Annotated in this window: 19 protein-coding genes and 1 tRNA gene; 9 read left to right on the forward strand and 11 right to left on the reverse strand. The window is 65.1% G+C overall.

Translation table 11 applies throughout. The features are described 5' to 3' along the window. Window positions 1-156 precede the first annotated feature (156 nt). The 4 genes from xseB to ABFD92_13345 all read right to left on the reverse strand — a co-directional run bounded on the left by xseB (window position 157) and on the right by ABFD92_13345 (window position 3,808). A complete protein-coding gene (gene xseB / locus ABFD92_13330) occupies window positions 157-426 on the reverse strand; it encodes an exodeoxyribonuclease VII small subunit (protein ID MEN6505521.1) in 270 nt (89 codons plus the stop codon). After that, window positions 423-2,042 carry an exodeoxyribonuclease VII large subunit gene (xseA, locus tag ABFD92_13335; GenBank protein ID MEN6505522.1) on the reverse strand — a complete coding sequence of 540 codons (1,620 nt, stop codon included), beginning with the start codon at window positions 2,040-2,042 and terminating at the stop codon, window positions 423-425. Before xseA ends, xseB begins: the two co-directional genes overlap by 4 nt. A 141-nt stretch (window positions 2,043-2,183) precedes the next feature. Next, complete coding sequence (locus ABFD92_13340) at window positions 2,184-3,206, reverse strand: hypothetical protein (protein ID MEN6505523.1); 1,023 nt, start codon at window positions 3,204-3,206, stop codon at window positions 2,184-2,186. A 5-nt stretch (window positions 3,207-3,211) separates the two neighbouring features. Then, window positions 3,212-3,808, reverse strand: coding sequence for a sigma-70 family RNA polymerase sigma factor (locus tag ABFD92_13345; GenBank protein ID MEN6505524.1), 597 nt, complete (start codon window positions 3,806-3,808; stop codon window positions 3,212-3,214). A gap of 264 nt (window positions 3,809-4,072) precedes the next feature. Between ABFD92_13345 and ABFD92_13350 the strand changes: the two genes are divergently transcribed. From ABFD92_13350 to ABFD92_13360, 3 genes are all read left to right on the forward strand, one after another. Further along, a complete protein-coding gene (locus tag ABFD92_13350; protein ID MEN6505525.1) occupies window positions 4,073-5,905 on the forward strand; it encodes a heparinase II/III family protein in 1,833 nt (610 codons plus the stop codon). Between the two features lie 300 nt (window positions 5,906-6,205). Next, the gene (locus ABFD92_13355; protein MEN6505526.1) at window positions 6,206-6,841 is read left to right on the forward strand and encodes an HNH endonuclease; all 636 of its coding nucleotides are present in this window, start codon (window positions 6,206-6,208) and stop codon (window positions 6,839-6,841) included. Window positions 6,842-6,929: 88 nt separating this feature from the next. Next, a complete protein-coding gene (locus tag ABFD92_13360) occupies window positions 6,930-7,814 on the forward strand; it encodes a glycerophosphodiester phosphodiesterase family protein (GenBank protein ID MEN6505527.1) in 885 nt (294 codons plus the stop codon). Window positions 7,815-7,841: 27 nt separating this feature from the next. On the opposite strand, the gene ABFD92_13365 is transcribed toward ABFD92_13360, so the two are convergent. Both ABFD92_13365 and ABFD92_13370 read right to left on the reverse strand, forming a co-directional pair. After that, window positions 7,842-9,878, reverse strand: a complete 2,037-nt coding sequence (locus tag ABFD92_13365) for a carbon starvation CstA family protein (GenBank protein ID MEN6505528.1) — start codon at window positions 9,876-9,878, stop codon at window positions 7,842-7,844. A gap of 172 nt (window positions 9,879-10,050) precedes the next feature. Continuing rightward, a complete protein-coding gene (locus ABFD92_13370) occupies window positions 10,051-10,803 on the reverse strand; it encodes a FliM/FliN family flagellar motor switch protein (GenBank protein ID MEN6505529.1) in 753 nt (250 codons plus the stop codon). Between the two features lie 136 nt (window positions 10,804-10,939). Between ABFD92_13370 and ABFD92_13375 the strand changes: the two genes are divergently transcribed. Together ABFD92_13375 and ispG are read left to right on the forward strand one after the other, a co-directional pair. After that, a complete protein-coding gene (locus tag ABFD92_13375; GenBank protein MEN6505530.1) occupies window positions 10,940-13,192 on the forward strand; it encodes a cbb3-type cytochrome c oxidase subunit I in 2,253 nt (750 codons plus the stop codon). Between the two features lie 77 nt (window positions 13,193-13,269). Continuing rightward, window positions 13,270-14,379, forward strand: a complete 1,110-nt coding sequence (ispG, locus tag ABFD92_13380; protein ID MEN6505531.1) for a flavodoxin-dependent (E)-4-hydroxy-3-methylbut-2-enyl-diphosphate synthase — start codon at window positions 13,270-13,272, stop codon at window positions 14,377-14,379. Between the two features lie 28 nt (window positions 14,380-14,407). Here the strand turns inward: ispG and ABFD92_13385 are convergent, their stop codons facing one another. Next, complete coding sequence (locus ABFD92_13385; GenBank protein MEN6505532.1) at window positions 14,408-14,797, reverse strand: hypothetical protein; 390 nt, start codon at window positions 14,795-14,797, stop codon at window positions 14,408-14,410. A gap of 233 nt (window positions 14,798-15,030) precedes the next feature. Between ABFD92_13385 and ABFD92_13390 the strand changes: the two genes are divergently transcribed. Then, window positions 15,031-15,104, forward strand: a tRNA-Met gene (locus ABFD92_13390). 292 nt (window positions 15,105-15,396) lie between these two features. After that, window positions 15,397-16,656 carry an MFS transporter gene (locus ABFD92_13395; protein ID MEN6505533.1) on the forward strand — a complete coding sequence of 420 codons (1,260 nt, stop codon included), beginning with the start codon at window positions 15,397-15,399 and terminating at the stop codon, window positions 16,654-16,656. 24 nt (window positions 16,657-16,680) lie between these two features. Here ABFD92_13395 and ABFD92_13400 read toward each other — a convergent pair whose 3' ends face one another. The 3 genes from ABFD92_13400 to ABFD92_13410 all read right to left on the reverse strand — a co-directional run bounded on the left by ABFD92_13400 (window position 16,681) and on the right by ABFD92_13410 (window position 19,827). After that, window positions 16,681-18,498, reverse strand: a complete 1,818-nt coding sequence (locus tag ABFD92_13400) for a radical SAM protein (GenBank protein ID MEN6505534.1) — start codon at window positions 18,496-18,498, stop codon at window positions 16,681-16,683. A gap of 256 nt (window positions 18,499-18,754) precedes the next feature. Beyond that, the gene (locus ABFD92_13405) at window positions 18,755-19,213 is read right to left on the reverse strand and encodes a cupin domain-containing protein (GenBank protein ID MEN6505535.1); all 459 of its coding nucleotides are present in this window, start codon (window positions 19,211-19,213) and stop codon (window positions 18,755-18,757) included. After that, window positions 19,210-19,827: a hypothetical protein gene (locus ABFD92_13410; GenBank protein ID MEN6505536.1), complete on the reverse strand. Its 618-nt coding sequence runs from the start codon at window positions 19,825-19,827 to the stop codon at window positions 19,210-19,212. Before ABFD92_13410 ends, ABFD92_13405 begins: the two co-directional genes overlap by 4 nt. Before the next feature lie 58 nt (window positions 19,828-19,885). Between ABFD92_13410 and ABFD92_13415 the strand changes: the two genes are divergently transcribed. Next, window positions 19,886-21,346 (forward strand): sulfatase, encoded by a 1,461-nt coding sequence (locus ABFD92_13415; GenBank protein ID MEN6505537.1) that lies wholly within the window; start codon window positions 19,886-19,888, stop codon window positions 21,344-21,346. Window positions 21,347-21,582: 236 nt separating this feature from the next. Here ABFD92_13415 and ABFD92_13420 read toward each other — a convergent pair whose 3' ends face one another. After that, window positions 21,583-22,815 (reverse strand): MFS transporter, encoded by a 1,233-nt coding sequence (locus ABFD92_13420; protein MEN6505538.1) that lies wholly within the window; start codon window positions 22,813-22,815, stop codon window positions 21,583-21,585. Window positions 22,816-22,997: 182 nt separating this feature from the next. On the opposite strand from ABFD92_13420, the gene ABFD92_13425 reads away from it, so the two are divergent. Continuing rightward, window positions 22,998-23,405: a prepilin-type N-terminal cleavage/methylation domain-containing protein gene (locus ABFD92_13425; GenBank protein MEN6505539.1), complete on the forward strand. Its 408-nt coding sequence runs from the start codon at window positions 22,998-23,000 to the stop codon at window positions 23,403-23,405. The last annotated feature ends 252 nt before the right edge of the window (window positions 23,406-23,657 follow it).

Genomic DNA, 23,657 nt, shown 5'->3' on the forward strand with positions numbered 1-23,657 from the left:
GTGATCCTGTGGCCGCACTCCCTGTCCCGTCCTCGCTCCCGTTCCGCCCCATGGCGCACCACTGCGCGTGTCGCCATCTCTAAATCCTCTTAATCCGTTTCTAATCCCTCAATCCCGAACTCCCCGGCCCTGTCCCCGAAGGCTTATGCCACTGGTCTACACCTGCGTCTCATCCTCCAACTCGCCGGTGGCTGTCAGCGACCCGTCGGCGTTCTTGGACAGCAGTTGGATTTTCTTTTCGGCCGCATCGAGGATGACGCGGCACTGCTGCACCAGCCGCGTGCCCTGGGCGTACATTTCGATGGCCTGTTCGAGGGGTACCTGTCCGGACTCGATTTTTTCGACGATGCCTTCGAGCTGGGCCAGGGCCTGTTCGAAGGACAGTCTGGCGGTTTCGTTCTGCGGTGCGTCGCTTTGCGTGCTCATGAGTGTTCCTCTGTGGGAGGTTGCGTCGGTTCGTCGAACAATCCCGGACCGGCGTCGCGGGAAGGTTTTCTGCCGCGGCGCGTTGCCGCCGGCGTCGGAGGCGGTTGGCTTTCGCCGCGGCCGACCACGCGGCTGGCGATGGCGCCGTCGCAGACCTGCGTGTTCAAGATGTCGCCGGCGGTCACGGCGACGGCGCTGCGGACGATGCGTCCCTGCGAGTCGCGCGTGACGGAGAACCCGCGGGCCAGCACGCTGCGGTAGCTCATGGCTTCGAGCTGTCGCGAGGCGGCCTCGACGCGTTGGCTCGCCAGCGCCAAACGGTGGCGGGGGATCGCCCCGGTCAGCCGGCCCTCGAGCCGCAGCAGCGCTTCGCTGCCGCTCTTGGCACGAGCGCCGAGATTCCATCGCAGCGACGCCTGAAGCGAATTGACCGCCGCTCGGGCGCGCTCGACCAACCGCACCGGGTGCAGGGCGCCCAGGCCCGCCGCCGGGGCCTCCAGCGCCCGCCGCGCCCGCGCCAGCCGCCCGGCCAGACCTGACGCCAGGCAATGCGACAGTTCGTCCACGCGCCGCATGTGCGTGCGCACGGGCCCCTGCGGGTCGCGAAAGACGCTGCTGCGAAGCAGCCCCGTCAGCTCCGCCCGCGCCGATCGCAGCGTTTCCGCCGCCCGGCGCGTTATCCGCGCCGACAGCGTGCCCAGCCCGCGCCGGACCGCGGCGCCGTCGGGGACGGCCAGTTCGGCCGCCGCTGTCGGCGTCGGGGCTCGAACGTCGGCTACCAGGTCGGCGATGGTTACGTCGACTTCATGCCCGACGCCGCAGACGACCGGCGTGCGCGCGGCGAAGATGGCGCGGGCGACGCCCTCTTCGTTGAACGCCCAGAGATCCTCCAGGCTGCCCCCGCCGCGGGCGACGATCAGCGTGTCGATGCCGAGGCGATCGGCCGCCGCGTCCAGCAGCGCCACCGCCTGGGCGATCTGGCCGGCCGCTTCGGCGCCTTGCACCATGACCGGCAGGAGGTACACGGTGGCCGCCGGCCAGCGTCGCGCCAGCGTGCGGGCGATGTCGCGTACGGCCGCCCCGGTGGGGCTGGTGATCAGACCGATCGCCCGCGGGTACAGCGGCAGGGGCTTTTTGGCTTCGGGGTCGAAGAGACCTTCAGCCTGGAGTTTTTGGCGAAGTTGCTGGAAGGCCAGTTCCAGTTCGCCCGCGCCCTTGGGGCTGAGGCGGTCGATGCAGATCTGGAGCTGCCCGCGCTGATCGTAGACGTCGATGCGCCCCTGGGCGACGACCTCGAGCCCGTCGGCGGGCTCGAACTTCAGCCGCGCCGCGGACGTGCGGAACATCACCGCGTCGATGGCGGCGTTGGCGTCTTTGAGGCGGAAGTACAGGTGCCCGCTGCTGTGACGCTTGAAGTTGCTGATCTCGCCGAGGACGCTGACGGCCGCGGGAAAACATTCGCTGAGCGATTCTTTGATGTGGCGCACCAGCAGCGAGACCGGCCACGGCGCCGGGGGTTGGGCGGCCGCCTCGTCGCCGCCGACGACCGGCGTGGAGCGAGGACCTTTGGCTTTGCTGAAGTCAAAACCGGGCAGACTGTTCTTCCTGGCGGCCATTGAGGGCATTCTAGCGGCGCCGGCGCGTAACGGAAGAGTTCAAATCCAAAAGCGGGGAAAGAACGCGCGGGGCAAGCCCCGCCGCTATCGACTCCGTTGCCGGCGAGCGACAGGGACAACGCTCATCGCTTGTGGAAGCATCTAGCGCTGCGCCGAGGTGCAGAAATCCGGCAGGAGGAAGCTGTCGGTTTCGTTGACGGGTTTTTCGTCGCCGCGGTAATCGGTGAGGTCGCCGGCGAGGAAGATGTTGTCGCCGTTGACGCCCACCAGCGGGCCCTTGGTCCAGGCCACGTGCTTGTCCATATAAAGGACGTTCTGGCCGGCCTCGCTGTGGTTGGGGCTGACGAGCCTGGCCGCCCGCTGATTCGTCACCGTGCTGCGGACGAAGCGTCCGCCGGAGAAGACCGGCGTTCGGTCGGCCAGGATTGCCATTGACCTGACCACCTTGTCGCTCTGCTGAACCGACAGCCCCTGCGGGGCCAGGCTGTGCTGGTACGAATACGTTACATCCCGCGGACTGGGAAAATCGGTCAAGCCTCGTGGGTCGTAATCGCCCGCCGGCGCGTCCGGGCTTTGGGCGGCGGGGCAGCGAAACGCCCGCTGCGTGGCGTACCCCAGCGACACCAGCCGGAACAGCGCGCTGGAGTTGCTCGCCGCCGGCGGAGAGGACCCATCGAGCCATTGCCCCGCCGCGGCGCGGGCCGTCGGAAGACGATTGCCGTTCTCGTTGGCATAGGCGGTCATCGCCGTTCCGATCTGTCCCATCTGAACGGCGCAGAGCACCTTGAGCTGGTTCTGGTGCGCCTCGTGGCGCCACATCGCATAGACGCCGACGAGCGCCAACAGGACAGCCGCGACGGCGGAGAGTTCCTTCACGGAGAACGTCGGGCGGCGAATGACGCGACCGATCTGCTCGCGGGCGAGCAGTTCGTTGGTGTGCTGATACTGGCGGATGCGGTGAAGGGTCTTGGCGACCAGGTCCGCCGGCGGATCGGCGGGGGGAAGATGTTTGGCGGCCGAGAAGGCGTTGGCGATGCTGTCGTGGAGGTTTCTGAAATCGGTTTCGGCGTCGAGGCGGCGTTTGACTTCGTCGCTCGATGGCGGATCGCACTGGCCCAGGAGAAAGTCGATCAACAGCGCCTGGTCTTCTTGTCCTATCGCCATGTCACTCACCTCTTTGCAGAGGCCCTCCATTTTTGTGCAAAAAGCGACACTGCCGCATGTATCCTCGATTTGATTGTGCCAAGCGGTGCATCCAGTATTTCCGCGATTTCTTTGTAGGGCATCCCGTGGAAATAACTCATCAACAGCACCACGCGCAGATGCTCCGGCATCTCATCGACGATATTCTGTACGGCCTCCTGCACCTCCAGGTTCGAAAGACTTTCTTCCGGCGCGGGAACGTCTGAAGGAATCAGGTGCCCGTACGAAATGCTTTCGGCGCTGGAATCGACCGCCACGTCGAGCGAGACCGCCCGCCGACGCGAGCGGCTGCGAAGGGCGTCACGGGCCTTGTTGGCGGCGATCGTGAACAGCCACGGTTTGAGCCGCTTGGACTGGTCGAAGAGGGCGGCCGAGAGGTGCAGTTGCAGGAAGGTTTCCTGAAAGATATCTTCCGCCAGCGCCGGATCGCCGGTGAAGCGGGCCAGGAAGTTATACAATTCGTTGCGGTAGAGGTCGATCAGTGCAGCGAAGGCCTCCTGGTCGCCATCGAGATAGCGCTGGAGAAGCTGAATATCCTGCGGGATGTTCTCGGTTGTGGGCAAAAGTCGGGTCCACCGCTTCAGACGGCTGCACTGTATCGCTGCTACCCATTATACCGCCGCTGCGGACCATAGCGGGGCGCACCACGATACCACAGCGGCGCGCGGGGCAAAAGCCTTTGCCTTTTTCGCCCGGCGGGCTATCCTGAGCGAAGAAGACGAGTTGGCTTGCGAGATCGTCCTCGTCCTCGTCGTCGTCCTCGGTTTTTGGTGCCGGGAAAACGACCGACGACGAGGACGAACGACGACGACGAGTACGAGGATATTATGCGACGAGGTTTGCTGGCAACGCGTGACGAACTGACCGCCCTGCGCGAAAAAATTTCGCAGCGGCCTTTCGACCAGATCTACCAGCGCCTGCACAAGCGATGCGGGCTGATCCTCGAGACCGCCCCCATTACGCAGATGCAGTGGCAAGCCAGTTGGCGCGGCGGGCAGTGGTGCTCGGCCGTCCTGGCCGCACGGGCCACCCAGGGGCGCATCCTCGACCTGGCCGTGGCGCACCATATCGACCCCAACACCGCGTTCCGCAACCGCGCTATCGAGGAGCTCAAGAACCTCGCCTCGTGGGGAAATTGGATCGACCCCTGTCATAACGAGACGGGCGCCGATCTGTGTACCGCCGAAGCGGCGGTGGCGGCCGTGATCGGCCTGGACTGGCTCTGGGAAGACATGCGCGACGCCGACCGGCGCCGGGTGCTCGAGGCCGTCTCGAACAACGCCCTGGGACCCTATCGCGGCGCTGTGGCCCAGGATGCCTGGTGGCACACGAGCTATCATAACTGGAACGCCGTCATCAACGGCGGGATGGCCTTGGCGGCGATGGCTGTCGAAGACGACGACCCGCTGGGCGCGCCCGTGCGCGAGCTGGCCATGAGCGGGCTCAAGCATTTCTTCGACGCCCTGGGCAGCCAGGGCGGCTGGGACGAAGGCCCGGACTTCTGGGGCTACGCCATGCGGTACGTGCTGCTGCTGGGCGAGGCGACGGCGCGCCTCAAAGACGACCAGCGCATCCTCCATGCGCGGGGCATGACCACTACCGGCGAGTTTCCGGTCTATTTCTCGCCCAACGCCCACCCCGTCAGTTTTGGCGACGCCTGGTCGATGCCCCTGTACGGCGCGCTGTACCTGCTGGTCAAGCACCACCAGTGCCAGCCGCTGCTGTGGTGGCTCGACACCTACAGCTCTCCGCATGACGTCTCGGCCAGCGGGTATTCCACCGGCGCCTTCGCGATGCTGATGCGACCGGCCGGTGCGCCCACGCCCGAAACCGTGCCGATGGAACCGGTCAAGGCCTTCACCGAGGCGGGCCTGGCGGCGATGGCGGACCATTGGCCGCGCCCGTCGTTCTACGCCGCCATGCGCAGCGGCGACCTGTCGGCCAATCATGCCCACCACGATATCAACAGCCTGCAATTGCAGGTCGACGGCGAGTTGCTGCTGATCGATCCGGGCAGTCCGTCCTTCACGGCAGAGCATTTCGGAACGCAGCGAGCCAGCCTCTACCACGTGCAGGCCCGCGCGCACAACACCCTGACGGTCGGACGCCGCGACCACCAGATGGACAGCCAGGGCAGCATCGCCGCCTGGTCGTCCGACGCCGCCAGCCGCTGGGTCTCCTGCGACGCCCAGGGCGCCTGCGGCGACAACGTGCGCTTCCTGCGTCAGATCGTCATGCTGCTCGACGCCAAGGGCGCCGGCCAGAAGCTCATCGTGCTCGACGAGGTCGACAACGCCGTGCCCGAGCCGGTCGAGCTGTTCTGGCACACGCTGGGCGAACTGGACCTGGTCGAGCAGTCCGGCGCTATCATCGGCGCCAAGGCGGCTGTTCATTTCGCCATCGCCGCCAGTGTTCCCGTCGAGATGGATATCAGCACGCGGGGCGCCTTCCACGGCGGGCGGCATACGACGCTGTGCGCCTCGGCCGGCGGCGTCTCGCGCCTCCACATCGCCAGCGTGTTCTCGCGCCACAAGATCGCCGGCAAGGTCAGCATGGCCGAAACCGACGACGGAAAGATCGTTATCCATGCCGGCAAGGCGGCCGTAACGTTCGGGCGAATCCGCGGCGGGCTCAAACTCATTGAGGCGAAATTGGGCTGACCGGGTTCTTCTCCGCATGGGGAAGAAACCGACGACGAGGACGAGGACGACGACGAGGACGACAGACGCGTCCCGCCTCGATGTTAGCGGCGGAGCTTGCTCCGCGCGTTGGCATCGAGGAAACAACCGCGTCGAGCATCAGCCTTCGCCAAGGCTACGGCCTGACAAGAGCTCGCCCGCTAACGTAACGCCTCCTGGCACATCGCTTCGTCCTCGTCCTCGTCGTCGGTTGTTTCCCTCCCCCCTGCGCCGGCACAACTCTCATTGCACTCCCCGCGCGAGAGGGGTATATTCTTCTACATGGACGCTGGCACATACAGTGCGTTGGACAGTAATGTGCTGGTGCTGAACAGGCACTATGCAGCCGTTCATGTCGTCTCGGCCCGGCGGGCGATCACGATGTTGTTCAAGAACATCGCCGAGATCGTCTCCGTCGAGGACAGCCAGTACCTCTCCTACGACTTCGATTCCTGGCGCGCCGTCAGCGAGCACCGCGCCAAGTACCAGCGCGAGCACTACGACTGGGTGCGCTGCGTGAAGTTCGAGATCGCCGTGCCGCGCATCGTGCGGCTGCTGTTCTACGATCGCCTGCCCAAGATCCCCGTCAAGTTCACGCGCCGCAACATCTACGCCCGCGACCGCAACCGCTGCCAGTACTGCGGCAAGAAGTTCCCCACCACCGAACTGAGCCTGGACCACATCGTCCCGCGAAGCCGCGGCGGCGGGGCCTCCTGGACCAACATCGTCTGCTGCTGCGTCGCGTGCAACAGCCGCAAGGGCGGCCGCCTGCCCGACGAGGCCGGAATGAAACTCATTACCGAGCCCATCCGCCCCAAACGCTCCCCCGCCGTGACCCTGCGCCTGACGAGCATGAAATACGCCTCCTGGAAACAGTTCCTCGACGCGGCGTACTGGAACGTCGAACTCAAAGACTAACGATGCTTGGCACTGAGTTCTGCTTTGCCCTTGCGGCTTAGCGTCTTTCTCTTCTCGTTCAGTGCCTCCGCCGCTACTATTGCTCCCCATGAAAGCTGATCCCGATATCGCACCAGCAAAGCGTTCTCGCCTCAAGCGACTGATCCGATCGTTCTGCATTCTGGTGGTTCTTGCCGCGGCGGCCTGGGGCGGTTTGACGATCTGGATGCGCCAGGCGTCGCCGATGAAGGACCTGCCGGCGTGGATCACTCAGCGGCCGATCGCCCATCGCGGGCTGCACAACGCCGCCGCCGGGGCGCCGGAGAATTCGCTCGCCGCATTTCAGCGCGCCGTCGATGCGGGATACCCCATCGAAACGGACGTGCATCTGCTGACCGACGGGCGGCTGGCGGTCTTCCATGACTTCACCCTCAAACGCATGACCGGCGACCCGCGCGACGTGGCTGTTTGCACGTCGGCTGAAATCGTCGCCCTGCGTCTGGGCGGGACCGACCAGCACGTGCCGCTGCTGGAGGAGGTCTTGGCCCTCGTCAACGGCCGCGTGCCGATCCTGATCGAGATCAAAACCCGCAGCCGCACCGACCGCCGGCTGGAGAAGGCCCTGGCTGCCGCGCTGGACAAGTATTCCGGGCCGGTGGCGGTGCAGTCGTTCAATCCCTATTCGCTGAAGTGGTTCGCCAAGCACCGTCCCAATATCGCCCGGGGGCAACTGGCCACGGACTTCAACTCCCCCGACACCGCTGAACTGGACCTGCCCTGGTATCAGAAGACCGCTTTGCGACACCTGCTGCTGAGCGGGCAGAGCCGCCCGTCGTTCATCGCCTACGACGCCCGCGCCCTTCCGGCCTGGGCGGTGAACCAGAAGAGGGCCGCCGGCCTGCCCGTCCTGGCCTGGACGGTCCGTGCCAACGCCGACAAGTCCGCCGCGGCCGCCTACTGCGACAACATCATCTTCGAAGGCTGGATGCCGTAAACGTCAGGATCTTTGCCGATGCCGTCTTCACGCGCTGGCGGGTTCCTTTGCGGGCTGGGGCGGGGCGTTGGCGCTGATGAACCGCACCGCCGCGGCGGCGCCGGCGGCAAACAAGTACAGCGCCAGGATCATCAGTACGATGTTGGCGATGATCAGGGTGAGATTGCCGGGCACCGACAGCTTGAACGAGCCGATCGCGAAGGTCTGCCAAGGGGACTTGAAGTATCGGATCAGGAGCAGGATCAAGGCCGCTGCGGAGGTGATCAGCATGAGCACCGCCGGAACAATGGCGTACCAAGTCCGGCGTTTTCGCTGCAGTAGCCACAGGGCGGCCATCGACAGGACCATTGCCGCCAGCAGTTGGTTGGCCGTGCCGAAGATGCTCCAGAGGGCGTTGGCGCCGCCGGTCATGGCGAACAGCAGCATGAGACCCACCGCCAGCGCCGAGTTGACCCAGTAATGCCGCAGGATCAGGAAGAAGCCCCGCAGGGCGCCGGCGGCAATCCTGGGCGCCCGCGCGGGCATCGAACCGGTCGCCTGGGGCGTGGCGGGAATTCCGCCCGCGCCGCTGGGTCCGGATTCGCCTTCCGGCCAGTCCTGCCGCTCGCCGGCGCCTACCGGAAGGGCGAACACGTCGTAGTGGCCGAACATCGCCCGCCAGATTTCCTCGATGAGATACCGCATGAGGCGCACGGCTGTATCCAGCGTGGTGACCAGGAACCCCTCCAGCAGCACCATGCCCGCCAGCGCCCCGGCGACGATGGGAATGCCCAGGGCCATGTGGGCGGTGGTGCCCACGGCCATGGCGAAGACGACGACGGGATTGCTCGCGCCGGCCTTGGGATACACGTCGGCGATGTAGGGCTTCATGTCCATGCCGATGATGCACACGGCGATGACGCACACGGCCAGGAAGCTCTCCAGCAGCATCGCGTAGTAGCCGATCTGGCGGCTGGCGGTTTCGCTGGTGAGTTGTTTGCAGGTGGTTCCGCCGGCGCAGAGACTGTGGAACCCGCTGACGGCGCCGCAGGCAATGGTGATGAAGAGCATCGGCCACATCGGCAGACCCGAGAGGGCCTCGCCCTGGCTGATCGAAAGTGGGGGCACTTCGCGGGTCATCTCGACGGGCGCCGCCATGCGGGCGTGGCCGGCGGAGAAGACCTCGCCGCCGGCGGGCAGATGCAGCCCGCCCACCGCCGCTACCGCCAGCACCGCCACCAGGACGACCATGCCCACGTAGAGAATATGCACGTTGATGAAGTCGCGGCTTTGCAGGAAGATCCACACCGGCACGCCGGCGGCGATCAGCACGTATGCCGCCAGCATCAGTTGCCAAACCTGCGGCGACAAACTCACGGGGTAGTACAGCCCCGCCATGATCGAGACGGCGCAAACGCCGATGGCCAGCAGGCTGCACTTCCACACCCGGACCTTGCGCTTGATGTACAACCAGCCCACCAGCGGACCAAACGCCGTGATCAGAATGACGCTGGTCGAGGCGATCCCGCCGATCACGATCGCCGGCTGACCCTGAGCGCCGACGACCTGGCGAAACAGCGATGTCTCGGTGATCCCCAACCGCGCCATCTCCACCGTGCTGGTCAAGGCCGACGCCGACAGGTTCAGGAAAATCGCCGTCACCAGCGAGAGCATGACGATCAGGCACAGCACGAAGGCCACGAACGGCCCCGCGCCGAGCATCCGCCGCGCGATTCCGGCCATCGACTCCCCGTGCGTGCGCGTGGACATATACGTCGCCAGGTAGTCATGCACCGCCCCGAAAAAGATGCCGCCCACCAGCACCCACGCCAGCGCCGGCACCCAGCCGTAGACGATGGCCAGCACCGGTCCGATGATCGGTCCGGCCCCGGCGATGGAGGCGAAGTGATGAGCGAACACCACCGGCGTGGGCGTCGGCACGAAATCCAGTCCGTCGGCGTGCAGGGTGGCCGGCGTGGGGCGGGCGGGGTTCTCGCCCACCATCCGCGCCAGGAACCGCGAGTAAAAGCGCCCCGCCAACAGCAGCGCCGCCCCCGACAGCACCAGGATCCACAAGACACTCATCGCAAGATCTCCATAGAATTCCGGCAAGGGTTCACCGCAGAGATCGCAGAGGCCGCGGAGAAAGAATGGAAGAAGGGAAGGTGGAATTATTACATTCTTCCAACATTCCACCGTTCCAAGGTTTCTTCTACGTTTCTTACTCTGCGGTCTCTGCGATCTCTGCGGTGAATACCTAGAACAGCTTGCGCGTAATGACGATCGCGCGGCGGCCTTTGAACTGGCCCAGGCGGCCGGCGAACTTCGGCACGCCCGCCACGCGGATGATCACCTCGCCATCCGTGTCCAGGTCCGTCGCCAGCACGTCGCCGACCGACAGCGTCGCCAGCGTCTCGTCGCTGACGTTGAAGTCTTCCGTCGTCACGCGCAGCTCGATCGGTCCAGCCGGCGCCGGCGCCGCGGGGGCGTCGCCGCCGACGGGCAGGGCGTTTCGCATCGCCAGCCTCAGCACGCCGCTGCTGCGCCCCAGCGACACGCCCAGGCGCAGCACCGTCAGCAGATCGGCGGCGCCGCCGGGAGTCGTCGTCGGCGAGGCGCGCCATTGGCGGGAGTCGTCGGCGGCCTGGGCGGCCGCCTCGGCCGCGCGAGCCCCGAGACGCCGTTCGACCTCCGTCAGCGGACGCTGATCGATTGTCTCGGTCTTATCGCAGCCCAGCAGGCGGCAGGCGATGGCCAGCGCCAGGGGCGGCTCGATGTCGCACCAGGCGTCGGCCTGGGCGCCCTGCCCGGCATGCAGCGCATAACAGGCGCCCTGGCACGACTGGAAGAACTGTTCAGCAGGCTCGCGGGACAGGGCGGGGAAGAATATCCGCACGTCCGCGGCCAGCAGCTTTCCTGCCGCGGCGGCGAATGCCTGGGCAAATCCGCCCGCCGGATCGGTCGATCGTGCGGCTTCAGTGCCAACGTTTGTTCCTGACGAGTTGCTCATAGCGGACAGCCCTGTCTGTGACGCGATTGTAGCGATGGCAACATCGGCTTTCCAGACTGTGAGTTAATTGCATCACCGCCGGGAAAAACCGAAGCGCCGGCTATAATTCCCCGACTCACCTCGTAAGGAATTCGACATGAGCGCCGACGGCGGAACAAAACTTCTGCGGAACATCGTTATCGCCGCGTTTATCGTGGCCGTGGCCATCATCCTTGTCGGCGGGTACTACGCCCGCGACAAGGTCCCGCCGATCCCGCAGCGGGTCGAAGGCCCCGGCGGAACGCTCAGTGACCGCGACGCCATCATGCGCGGGCAGGATGTCTACCAGAGCCACGGGCTCATGGACCACGGCAGCCTCTGGGGGCACGGGACGCTGCGCGGGATGGACTTCTCGGCAGATACGCTGCACCTGATGGGGCAATGGGCCCGCGACTTCCACGCCGGCGGCCAGGCGGTGGCGTACGAGAACCTTCCGCCAGACCGCAAGGCGGCCGTCGACCAGCGGGTCATCGGCGAGATCAAGCACAGCCGCGTCGACAATGGCGTGCTGACGCTGACGCCGGCGCTCGCGTACGCCTTCGAGCAGAACCGCCGCCATTGGGGAGATAAATTCCGCGACGGCGACACGGGCGTGGGCTTCTTGCCCAACACGGTCGCCCAACCGCAGCAGCGGCAGGATATCTCCGACTTCTTCTTCTGGGCCGCCTGGGCCGCCGGCGCCCTGCGCCCGGGCGAGGCGGCCACCTACACCGTCAACTGGCCGTACGACCCGACCGTCGGCAACGTCGCGGCGCCCGAGGCGTTTCTCTGGAGCGTGCTGTCGATCCTGGCCCTGCTGGCGGTCCTGGGCGTCATCGTCTACATCGTACACCGCTACGGGTTCTTCTTCGGCGAGGCCAAGGCCGCCGATATCTCCCAGAGCCTGCTGGAAACGCCCGTCACGCCCAGTCAGCGGGCCACGGCCAAGTTCTTCCTCGTGGCGGTGCTGCTGTTCCTGGTGCAAATCCTCAACGGCGGGCTGCTGGCCAATTACACCGTGCGTCCGGGGCAGTTCTACATCCAGACCATCGGCAAACTTTATCCGTATAGCTGGGCCAAGACCTGGCACGTGCAGTTGGCGATTTTGTGGATCGCCCTGGCCTGGGTGGGCACGGCGATCTACATCGGTCCGTTCATCACCCATAGCGAACCCCGCCGCCAGCGCCTGCTGGTGAACCTGCTCTTCTGGGCCGTCGTCGGCGTCGTCGTCGCCAGCCTCACCGGCGAAGTGTTGAGCATCAAGGGGCTCATGGGCGATTGGTGGTTCTGGCTGGGGCACCAGGGGTGGGAATATCTTGAACTGGGCCGCCTGTGGCAAATCCTCCTGCTGGGCGGCCTGGTGTTCTGGCTGGTCATCGTGTACCGGACGATGATCCCCGCCCTGCGCAATCCCGGGGGCGCCGAGATCGGCAGCACCGTCGCCTCCGATCGCCGCTCGCTGATCGTCTTCTACATCATCAGCGCCGTGCTGATCGTCGTCTTCTTTGCTTTCGGGCTCTTCTACGGGCGCGGCACGCACCTGACCATCGCCGAGTACTGGCGATGGTTCGTGGTGCATATCTGGGTCGAGGGCATCTTCGAGTTCTTCGGCGTGGCCGTCATCTCGCTGTTCCTGGTCTTCATGGGGCTGGTGCAGGCGCGGGCGGCCCTGCGCGTAGCGTATCTGACCGCAACGCTGGTGCTCTTCTACGGCATTCCCGGCGTGGCGCATCATTACTTCTGGGTCGGCGGACCGAGCTACTGGCTGGCCCTGGGCGGGGTGTTCAGCAGCCTTGAACCAGTCCCGCTGATCCTGCTGGTGGTGCGGGCGTGGATGGAGTACCGCGCCATCCGCCGGCAAGGCCGCGAGTTCCCCTACAAGTGGCCGCTCTACTTTCTGGTCGCCAGCAGTATCTGGAACTTTGTCGGGGCGGCGATCTTCGGCTTCATCATGAACCTTCCGATCATCAACTACTACACCCACGCGACGTACCTGACCGCCAACCACGCGCATACCGCCTTGTTCGGCGTGTACGGCATGCTGGCGATCTCGCTGCTGCTGTTCAGTTGGCGCGGGCTGATCGACGAAAAGCACTGGTCCGACCGCCTGCTGAAGGTCAGTTTCTGGGGTCTCAACGGCGGATTGTTCCTGATGTTCTCGACCAGCCTGCTTCCCATCGCCCTGATGCAGATCAACGAGGTCGCCACCAACGGGTTCCACGCCGCCCGCAGCGCCGCCTTCTGGCAGTTGCCCCACGTGCGGGGCCTTGCCGAGTGGCGCATCGTGCCGGACATGGTGATCATCATCTTCGGCGCCCTGCCCCTGCTGTGGTTCCTGATCAAGACGTTCCCGAAGCTGCGCACGAAGTAAAGGGATGGGTGTCCTCGACTGCGATCAAATGCATTCCTGGACTGGTTTTTCCCCCGCGCGCCGCCCATAATGACCTCATGCAGCTTCCTGAAATCCAGCGGCGGAAAACTCGTTCTGTCACGGTCGCTTCCGGATCGGCCGCACCGCTCACCATCGGCGGCGGCGCGCCGGTGTCTGTCCAGAGCATGACCAACACACCCACCGCCGACGCCGCGGCCACCATCGCCCAGGTGCGAGAGCTCGCCGCGGCTGGGGCCGACCTCGTTCGCGTGGCCGTGCCGCACCCGGCCGACACCGCCGCCCTGCGACAGATCATCGCCGCCAGTCCCGTCCCGATCGTCGCCGACGTGCATTTTCACTTCGCCCGCGCGATCGAGGCTATCGACGCCGGCGTCGCAAAGATCCGCCTCAACCCCGGAAACATCGCCGACCGGGACCAGGTCCGCCGCGTGATCGACGCTGCCGCCGCGGCCGGGGTCGCCATCCGCGTCGGCGTCAACGAAGGCTCCGTCGTCGACCGCGCCGACACGCCCCAGCGCGCCGCGCAGCTCGCCCAGCCGCTGGCCGAGCTCATGGCCGACAAGCTCGCCGAGTATCTCGATATCTTCCACGCCGCGGGCTTCACCAACCTCGTGCTCTCGGCAAAAAGCCACGACGCCTTCACGACCGTGGCCGTCAACCGCCTGATGGCCCAGCGGTGGGACTATCCGCTGCACCTGGGCGTCACTCACGCCGGAACGCCCGCCAGCGGCGCTATCCGCTCCGCCGCCGCCCTGGGCACGCTGCTCGCCGAGGGCATCGGCGACACCATCCGCATCTCCTACGCCGGCAACCCCGTCGAGGAAGTGCGGGCCGCCGTCGAACTGCTCTGCTCGCTGCGACTGAGGCCGCGAAAAGGCGTCGACCTGATCGCCTGCCCAACCTGCGGCCGGGCGATGATGGATATCGCCGCCGTCGCCGAACAGGTGCGCGCCGCCCTGGCCGACGTGACTGCGCCGCTGACGGTGGCCGTCATGGGCTGCGTCGTCAACGGCCCCGGCGAAGCCGACGCCGCCGACGTCGCCCTCTGCGCCGGAAAAGACAAAGCCGTCCTCTACGTCCGAGGCCGAAAAGTCCGCACGATCGAGACTGCCGGCATGGTCGCCGCCGTGGTGGCGGAAGTGGACAAACTGATCGGCAACCGATAGATAGAAGCGGAGAATTTGGTGTTGGGGCTCAGACGTTAACTTCTTCCATCGCCGGCTGCAGCGATGCCAGACGCCGCTGCCGGACCATCACGATGATGATGCCGACGATCAGAATTCCCAGAAGCACGGACGAGGGCCACATCGCCGTGCCGGCCGTGCTCGTTGCGACGATGACGCCCCAGAACAGGAAGGGAATGTATCTCTTCCACCACATCTGCAAAGACACCAGCACCAGGAACGAGCCGAACAGGACCAGGGAGGTCGCCGCGTAGCCGAGATTAACGTCATGTGACAAATAGTCTGCCGCCGTTTCGCCCAGCGTGGTAGCCGAGACTTTCAGAAGCCAGAACCCCACAGTGATCAGAGGCAGCTTGTTAAGCATTGACGGTTCGTCCAGAGCGGTTGGATTCTTCATCATCGGCGGATTCTCCGGTGGGGGGTGGTTCGCGACAGACAGAAAGTCTGCCAAACGAAAGCTGAAGAGAAGATGAAGTAGAATCTTTCCCCTTCACGCCGGCGGCAGTCAGCCACAAACGACTCGCCCCTGTGACAGGGGCAAGAAGTGCAGAAAGTGGCGCGGCCGATAGCGGATGACTTTCTTTTCAACTCCATTGACTTGTCGCCGCAGGTCGCTTACGATTGTTACACGATCGCGGGGTAGAGCAGTCAGGTAGCTCGTCGGGCTCATAACCCGGAGGTCGGAGGTTCGAATCCTCCCCCCGCTATGTAAACTGGCCGCAGTGGCCTCGGAGTCTTCCGAGGCCACTGCTGTTTTTAGGCCAAATGGATGAATCAGGCCGTCAGAAGTGATGTGAATCGGGGCATCTGGCTAACGCATCTCATCTGTCTCTTGCCATCCATGGCTCCCTGCCGCTACGATCCCGGGCCCTATGACCAGGACACCATGGCAGTTGATCATGGTGGCGATGGCGGGGTGGACGAACCGCCATCGGCAGGGAAGTTATCGAGTGTCTCAGGGAAGAGAACCGCATTCTGCGGGCAAGCGAGACGGGTCGAATGGATCAGCTTGAGTTTCGAAATGCGACCTTCAACGCCATTGGCGAGTCTTTGTGGGGCTTGATGACCGCGATGGTCTCGTCGATGACGGTGCTGGTGGTGCTCCTGAAACGTCTGGGCGCCGGCGAGCAGATGATCGGCGCCATCGCGGCAATCGACGGAGGAGTACTCATCCTGCCGCAACTGCTGGGAGTGTACCTGTTTCAGCCCGGCCGTCGGCGCAAACGCCTATTGGTGGTCTGGCACATGGTGGCTTTCGCGCCATGCCTGGCGCTGTCTGCAGTGGCAATCCTCCTGGCGGACCGCATGGGCCCACAGGCCACTCGCTGGGCCCTGATGGGGTGCTTCGCCCTGCCGCTGCTGCTGGTCGGGGCCGTGGTCCCGGCCTGGATGGACTGGCTCGCTTGGCTGTTTCCGGCCTCAATTCGCGGCAGGGTCCTTGGTGCGGCGTGGGCGGGGTTTGCCCTTGCGGCCACTGCCGGCCAACTGCTGGCGGGGTGGCTAATCGAGCGTTTCCCGGGCACCGACATCTACGGAGTGCTATATCTGGCGGCCGCGGCGATATCGCTGGTATCGATGGTTTTCTATGCGATGATTCGCGAGCCGCATATCGAGGCTCTGCCGTCGCCGCGCATGACGACCCGTGAAATCTTTGCGCGGTTCGCTGGCAGCCTGAAAGACTCCAACTTCCGGGCCTTCCTGATTGGGCGAATCCTGGCTACCGGCGGATTCTGCATGCTGCCGCTGGTGGCGGTGCATTTCAGCTCCGCCGGCGCGGGCCGACTGGACAGCGGAACGGTGGTGGCCTGCGGCGGCGCGATGTCGATTGCCATGGCCGTCGCAAACTTGGTGCTGGGACGGATCGGAGACCTACTCGGGCACCGCCTGGGCCTGATCACCTGCGGAGCCGCGCAGGTGCTGACGCTATTGCTGCTGCTGTTGCCCGGTAGCATCGCGGTCTGTATCGCGGCATACTTCTGGGCGGGGGTTGCCGTCGGCGGCGCTATCGTCTCGCACTCCAACATGCTCTTCGAGACCTGTCCACACGACCACCGCCTGGCGCACATCACCATCGCCAACATCGTCCTGTCGGGCCCACTGCTGGCCGCGCCCCTGCTCGCCGGCACGGTGGCGCAGGCCTATGGAACACGGCCGGTCTTCCTCACCTGCCTGGCCCTCAGCGCCACCGCCCTGGCCTGGTTTATATTCCGCGTCCGTGAACCCCGCCACCTCGAAGCATATCAACGCAATCTTATTTAGAGGATCGGCGATGAATCGGTGATGCTAGATCGTCTTCTCGCTTAAGAAGGTTCGGATATGCTCGCTGCGGAATTTGGGCGGGTGGGGCGCGGCGGTTACTTTTGTTGCTGGGGCTGGGGTCAGGCGATGGCAGACGATGGGGCCTCGCTTGAGGCGCCACGCCCAGGACAACATCCGCGGGATCGTGCGCAGCAGGCCCCAGACGCCGGCCAACTGGATGCCCACGTCGCCGAGGAACTCGCTGCTTCGCGGCCGCACGATCGCCCGCAGGAGCTGCAGCGGATTATAGATATAGCACAGCGTCGTCAGCACGCGAAGCTGCATTTTCCAGGCGTCTGGGCCGGGATTGGCGACGATGTAATTCGCGTCGAGCATGTACGGCTCGACGGGGCGCCCGCCGGCGGAGGCGATCATCTGGCCGCTCTCGTATGCGCTTTCGTACGTGCGCGAGCCGACGGCCGGGGTCATCGTCAGCACCTGCACGTCGACGGCGCCGGCGTTGCGCAGCATGCGGACCTGGTTGAGCAGTCCGTACGAGCTGCCGCGGCTCCAGAGCGGTTGCCCCTGGTGGTGCATGAGCATGGGCACGGCCATGATGTCGTTGCGGCGGAGCAGGTCGAAGGCGTCGGCGATCTTCGAGACGCTCTGGCCCTTTTTGACGAAGGTGGCGGTGATGTCCTCGACGCCCATCCACAGGATCAGCGCGCCGGCCTTGCGGAGCGTGGGCAGGTGGTCCTTCATCGCCAGGGTATCGTGTATGGTGGCCTCAGTGCCCCAGCCTATCCGCTTGTGGAAGGGCTGGCCGTCGATGGTCGTCGCGGCCAGTCGCTCGATGATCTCGACCGTGCGTTTGGGATTGTTGAAGAAGTTGTCGTCGGTGCCGAAGAAATACTTGAGCCCGAACTCGCGATTAAGGTTGACCATCTCGTCGGCGATGCGCTGCGGGCTCTTGAGGCGGTGCTGGCGCTGGTTGTACGCGGGGATCGGGCAGTACGGGCAGGAGAACTTGCAGCCGCTGGTGAAGACCATCGCCCCCAGCGGCGAATACCGGGCCACCTTATTGGCCGCCAGCGGCGCGGCCGCGATATCCTGCCGGCGCGAGGGGGCCTCGAGCAGGCGGTACCCGGCTGCGGGGTCGGGCAGCTCGTCGAGGTTGTCGACGAGGCGCTGCACGCCGGTGTCGACGAGTTCCTCGGCGGCCGGCGCGTCGGTCGCCGCATACGTCAGGCCCGGGACGCCGGCAAGCCAGCCGGCGCCGCGCGCCGCCCGCAAGGCCGATCGCAGGCTCTGCCCCGGCGAGCGCCACTGCAGCAGCGTCTCGATCAGGTTCAGCAGCACGTACTCCTCGCCGCGCACGGCGATGTCCACGCCCCAGGGCGCATCGGCGTCGCTGCCGAAGACGCTCCAGGGCTCGTAAATCACGCGCGGACCGCCGGCGATGATCAGCGGGCGCACGGCAGCATCCATCCCGCTGGCGTCTTCGATGAGTCTCTGACAGGCGGCCAGATGGATCTGCATGCTCGAGATGAGCAGCATGTCGGGCACGCGCCCGTCGATGCGGATGCGGCTGGGAGTGATGTTCGGGTTCCACTGCTGCAGCACGACGCGCGTCTTGACGACGCCGCTGTCGTGCAGCGCCGCCCCGATGGCGCGGGGGCCTGCCGGCGCCATCCGGGTCGAGGAATAGTGGAAGGGCAAGATGCGCGTACGTGGGTCGAACGCGGCGATAACGGCGGCCGTCAGGTCGTGGCGCGGCGTGATGCGGCGCAGGCGGCGGCGGATATCGAGGCACTCGCCGGCGGGCAGCAGGCGGTCGCCTTCATCGCGGAGGGGTAGCTCCAAAGGAACCTCCAGGGACGCTGGTTATGCCCGTGAGAGTTTCCTGTCGTTGGGCAGGCGGATCCTGTTTTTGGCTTTCTTTGGATCCTTGCGAAAGAGGCTGTGATCAGCCGGGAGCGTCAGGAGCGTCAGGCGAGGGTTGCTGGCGGGAACAACTGAACCGGTCCCGCGACAGACATCTTCGGGCGACGAACCGAACGGAGGCTATTGTACCAATATCGCCCTCCGCGGCGCGCACTATTTCTTTGAGCACAGTCGATCAATGTCTCGACTCGACATACCGCGTGCCGTCGGGGCCGGTGGCGCTGAGCTGCAGCACGACCGGCTCGTTGCCGGTGCGGGCGAAGTGGGGCATATTGGCCGGTTCGGTGAAGAAGCTGCCCGGCGGCAGGGGGCGCAGCTTCGTTTCGTCGAAGGTCTCGCCGTAGGCGAAGTGCAGCGTGCCCGACAGCACCGTCACCACGCGCGCCGAGTTGGGATGGCTGTGCGGCTCGAGGCGGTGGTTGGGCGGCAGCTTGATGCGCTGCACGTACGGCGCGGGCTTGGCCGGGTCGCCCATCAGCGTGGCCGTCTGCAGCGAATGAAGCGCCGGGCTGCTCTTCCACTGCAGGTCCGAGGGAACAAGCTGAATGGGCCCGGTTGCATCCGGCTGCGAGCAGCCGCTGCCGGCCGACACCAGGCAAAACAACATGAACATTGAGAGACGGTGCGACTTCATAGGATTGCTCGCTTTTCTTCACGAGGGGGCAGGAACGGCAGGGCCATGCCGATCATCAGCATCGGGATGATGAACCCGCTCTTGATCGCGTGGATCTCGTCTGGGCCGCCGATATGGTCGGTGGCCCAAAGCAGGGCGATGGCGACCGGACACGAGGCCAGGAAGATCGCCGCCGAAATCAGCCAAAGCAGCGGTCGCAGCCTCCACTGCCACAAACCCGCCAGCGCGCAACCCACTAGCGGAATTGCCGCGTAGACCACGTAGATAAGGTAGTGATACCGTTGCAGTTTTTCCTCCCCGTACGCCAACAACATCAAAAAGTTCTGGGGTGGTCCGCTCCAATGAAAATCAACAGAGTTGGCAAACGCCACCCAACTGCCATACACATATGCAGCAAATGAGATGGGCAGAAGGACGCGTTTCCAAATTCTGTCGGCCCCGCAGAATATCGCCACCCAGATTGTCAGCAACACCATGCCGGCCGGGACGGCCCAATGCCCATATTTCAGCCAAATCAGCCCGTCCCAGCCATGCCAATCGAGTTCGATCCGCCAGCCCGCGGCCGCGAGCAGTCCAACGCTGACCAGGCTCAACCATGGGAGGTGCTTCTTCATATGGGAGCATTATCGGGCGCTGCTTGCGTCGGTGCAATCCAGCGGCCATTATGTTGATATGCGAATTCTCTATCTCGACATCGACACATTGCGGCCGGACCATCTGGCCTGCTATGGGTATCTGCGGAACACCTCGCCGAATATTGACCGCATCGCCGCACAGGGCGTGCGGTACGATCACTGCTACGTCAGCGACGCGCCGTGCCTGCCCAGCCGCGCGGCCATGTTCACCGGGCGGTTCGGCATCCACAGCGGCGTGGTGAATCACGGCGGTCTGGCGGCTGATCCTTTCCCGATCGGGCGCGACCGCAATTTCAACACGCAGGGCCAGCATCCGGGGCTGATCTCGGCGCTGCGGCGGACGGGGCTGCACCCGGTGAGCTTCAGCCCCTTCGCCGAGCGGCACAGCGCGTGGTGGTTCTACGAGGGTTGGCGCGAGATGACCAACCCCGGCAAGTGCGGCGGCGAGTCGGCCGACGAGATCGTGCCGGCGGCGATGCGGTGGCTGGGCGAGAACGCCCGGCGCGACGACTGGATGGTACACATCAACATCTGGGACCCGCACACGCCGTATCGGAGCCCGGAGGATTTCGGCAACCCCTTCGCCGGCCTGCCCATTGACGGCTGGTACAGCGAGGACCTTCGCCGGCGGCAGTGGGAGAGTTTCGGTCCGGGCGGTCCTCAGGACCCCGGCGGCGGGTGGGGCCTGTTCGATTTCTCGCGCTACGCCCGCATGTGCAATCAGATCGCCTCGATGGATGACTACCGAACGTGGATCGACGGCTACGACTGCGGCATCGCCTATGCCGACGCCTGGTGCGGGCGGGTGCTGAACCTGCTGGCCGACCAGGGCGTCCTCGACGAGACGGTCGTCGTGATCACTTCAGATCACGGCGAGGCGTTCGGCGAACTGGGCGTCATCGGCGACCACGCCACGGCCGACATGGCCACCTCGCGCGTGCCGATGATCGTTCGCTGGCCGGGCCTGCCGGGCGGGCGAGTCGACGCCGGGCTGTACAACCAATGCGACATCGGCGCCACGCTGGTGGAGTTGGCCGGGGGACAAACGCCGGCCCACTGGGACGGACGCAGCTTCGCCGGCGAGTTCAAGAGCGGCCGCCGCGGCGGGCGCGACACCGTCGTCATGAGCCAGTGCTGCTGGAGCTGCCAGCGGTCCGTGCGATGGGACGACTGGCTCTACATCCGCACGTATCACAGCGGCCTCAAGAACCTGCCCGAGCGAATGCTGTTCAACGTGGCCGCCGACCCGCACGAATTGCACGACCTGGCGACCCAGCGGGCGGACCTGGTCGCCCGCGGCCAGACCCTGCTCGACCAGTGGCACGATCAAATGATGAGCACCTCACAGGGCCATGTCGATCCGCTGCAGACCGTGCTGGCTGAAGGCGGCCCGTACCACACGCGGCCGCACCTGGAGCGGTACTGCCAGCGCCTGCGCGAGACGGGGCGATCGCACCACGCCGACTTCCTGCAGCGCCATCCGACAGGGTTGGTCTGATCCCGGTTTTTGCATCGCAAGCAATTATTGCACGGTTATCCGGCAATTGTTCAATCGTTGTTCTTTCTTGTCTGTTTTCAGGCGTTGTGCGATGAGGTGGATAGATATAACTATCTGTCAATAAAGGAGTTAAAGTAGTTTTACATGTTCAGTTGCCTCGCAGGTGGACAAACCTGTCGAGAACCATCGCCAGAACCCGGCTGGCCCATTCATGGGCCATGATTCACCGCCGGTGATCAATCCGGTATGGGCGCCGGTGCGGCGGCGGGGGCCTCCGCGGCGCCGGCGGCGGCCGGAGTGCGGATCAGGGCGGCGCAGATGAACATGATCACGGCGATGCCTGCCGCGGCGAAGAACACGGTCTGGTACGAGTTTGCGGAGGTGACCCAGGCCACGCCCGCTGCCGCCGGGAGCGTCATCGAGGCGATGTGGTCGATGGACGTGCCTGCCGCCAGGGTGGGCGAGACGTCCTCGTCCTTGAGGGCGATCTTGCGCAGGTAGGTTGAGCGGGCCATGTTCACGCCGAACAGCAGCATGTCGCCGACGTAGCAGGCGCAGACGACCCACAGCGCCAGCGCCTTATTGGCGATGCCGTGCGAAAAAGCGTAGCCCATGCACACGCCGAAGATGAACACGGCGTCGACCATCAGCACCGTCCGCTCGCCAAAGCGGTCGATCGCCCGCCCCAGCAGCGGCTGGAAGAAGATCCCGATGACCGCGCCGATGACGAGCATTTCGGCGAAGATCGTCGGCGGCTGTTTGAAGACTTCGATGATGACCCATGGGCCGAAGGTGATGAAGATCTGCTTTCGCGCCCCGAAGAGCAGCGCCAGCACGTAGTACAGGCGGTACTTCCTGTTATAGACGAATCGCGGGCGCTTGAGGTGCGCGTCGGGCATGTTCATAAAGTGGAACACGACCGCCGCGCCGATAGCCACCACGCCGCCGCCGATGAAGACCTGGGCGTAGCTCCAGTGAAGATACTTCATGCCCGTCCAGATCACCGCCGCGCCGATGATCCCCGCCGCCAGTGAGACCGCGCGCAACTGACCCAGGCGCCGCCCGTGGCGCCCTTGCGTGCCCAGGGCGATCGCCAGCGAGGCGCTGACGGGCATCATCAGGTGGCTGCCCGCGCTCCAGAGGATCATGAAGACCATCATCCCCCACCAGACGCTCCCGCCCAGCCCCATGCCGATGAGCCCCACGCCGATGACCAGCGAGCTGACGGCCGCGATCCGCGTCTCGGGCAAAAAGAACAGCAGCCCCGCGAACAGGGCTGTCAGGAACCCCGGCAGCTCGCGCGGAAACTCCAGCGCCCCGCGCGCGTCGGCGGCGATGTTGAACGTGTCCTTGAGATAGTTGGGAAAGACGATCTCAAAGACGCCGCCTCCGGCCGCCAGCAGACCGGCGCCGACCACGAACAAAACCAACTGCCGATTCGCACGCAACCGTTCTATCACGCCGTTCACGTCGCCCTCCGGGCAAAGGGGGAATTTACCACAGAGGCGGACCCGAGCGGAGAAAAAACGTCCATCGGCTGGATGATCGAATGGACGCAGGAATGGATGGAAGCTTGGATCACACGGGCGCGTCTGTCGCTTTTGAATCGTATGGTTCCCGTGGTCGCGGGTCCACCGCATCGGAATGTGCTATGCGCGTTAAAGCGTTCACGCTGATCGAGATCCTGATCGTCGTGGTGATTCTGGGGATCATCGCGGCCGTGGCCATTCCGCAGATCTTCGGCATGGGCGACATGGGCAAGCTCTCCACGCTCAAGATGAATCTCTCCGCCGTCCGCGGGCAGATCGAACTGTACCGCCTGCACCACGGCGGCGCGTTTCCGACGGACCTGGTGCGGCAGATCACCACGCGGACCGATCCCCAAGGCAATCCCGGGACCGAATGCGGCCCGTATCTGGCCCAGTTCCCGGTCAATCCGTTCGTGGCTGCCGCGGCCGACGAAGTGGACGACGCCAAAGGCGGCGGCAACAAGGGCTGGTACTACAATCCCGCCACGGGCGAGTTTACGCCTGACGACGACGCGCATCTTGCCCTCTGAACAACTCACCACAGAGGCACAGAGGCCCAGAGAAAGACGGGGAACGATTTTGCCACAATGGTCTCAAAGAGCCCAAACGCAAGGGATGGAGTGTTTCATCCCTTCTTGGCCTTTGTATCATCCTCCGTGCCCTCTGTGGCTCTGTGGTAAGTTTCTCAGGAACCGCAAGAGCCTTCGTGCGTCGAAGAGGCAGAGGTACTTGCCGCCGCCGGCGCGGCCGGTCACAATGGACGCACTGCAGGACTTCAGAAA

Source organism: Planctomycetaceae bacterium (assembly GCA_039680605.1).
Taxonomy (GTDB): domain Bacteria; phylum Planctomycetota; class Phycisphaerae; order SM23-33; family SM23-33; genus JAJFUU01.

Bases quoted from the DNA above. Each gene is read 5' to 3' on its own strand.
- xseB (MEN6505521.1), bottom strand. From the start codon at position 426: ATGAGCACGCAAAGCGACGCACCGCAGAACGAAACCGCCAGACTGTCC.
- xseA (MEN6505522.1), bottom strand. From the start codon at position 2,042: ATGGCCGCCAGGAAGAACAGTCTGCCCGGTTTTGACTTCAGCAAAGCC.
- ABFD92_13340 (MEN6505523.1), bottom strand. From the start codon at position 3,206: ATGGCGATAGGACAAGAAGACCAGGCGCTGTTGATCGACTTTCTCCTG.
- ABFD92_13350 (MEN6505525.1), top strand. From the start codon at position 4,073: ATGCGACGAGGTTTGCTGGCAACGCGTGACGAACTGACCGCCCTGCGC.
- ABFD92_13355 (MEN6505526.1), top strand. From the start codon at position 6,206: ATGGACGCTGGCACATACAGTGCGTTGGACAGTAATGTGCTGGTGCTG.
- ABFD92_13360 (MEN6505527.1), top strand. From the start codon at position 6,930: ATGAAAGCTGATCCCGATATCGCACCAGCAAAGCGTTCTCGCCTCAAG.
- ABFD92_13365 (MEN6505528.1), bottom strand. From the start codon at position 9,878: ATGAGTGTCTTGTGGATCCTGGTGCTGTCGGGGGCGGCGCTGCTGTTG.
- ABFD92_13370 (MEN6505529.1), bottom strand. From the start codon at position 10,803: ATGAGCAACTCGTCAGGAACAAACGTTGGCACTGAAGCCGCACGATCG.
- ABFD92_13375 (MEN6505530.1), top strand. From the start codon at position 10,940: ATGAGCGCCGACGGCGGAACAAAACTTCTGCGGAACATCGTTATCGCC.
- ispG (MEN6505531.1), top strand. From the start codon at position 13,270: ATGCAGCTTCCTGAAATCCAGCGGCGGAAAACTCGTTCTGTCACGGTC.
- ABFD92_13385 (MEN6505532.1), bottom strand. From the start codon at position 14,797: ATGATGAAGAATCCAACCGCTCTGGACGAACCGTCAATGCTTAACAAG.
- ABFD92_13395 (MEN6505533.1), top strand. From the start codon at position 15,397: ATGGATCAGCTTGAGTTTCGAAATGCGACCTTCAACGCCATTGGCGAG.
- ABFD92_13405 (MEN6505535.1), bottom strand. From the start codon at position 19,213: ATGAAGTCGCACCGTCTCTCAATGTTCATGTTGTTTTGCCTGGTGTCG.
- ABFD92_13410 (MEN6505536.1), bottom strand. From the start codon at position 19,827: ATGAAGAAGCACCTCCCATGGTTGAGCCTGGTCAGCGTTGGACTGCTC.
- ABFD92_13415 (MEN6505537.1), top strand. From the start codon at position 19,886: ATGCGAATTCTCTATCTCGACATCGACACATTGCGGCCGGACCATCTG.
- ABFD92_13425 (MEN6505539.1), top strand. From the start codon at position 22,998: ATGCGCGTTAAAGCGTTCACGCTGATCGAGATCCTGATCGTCGTGGTG.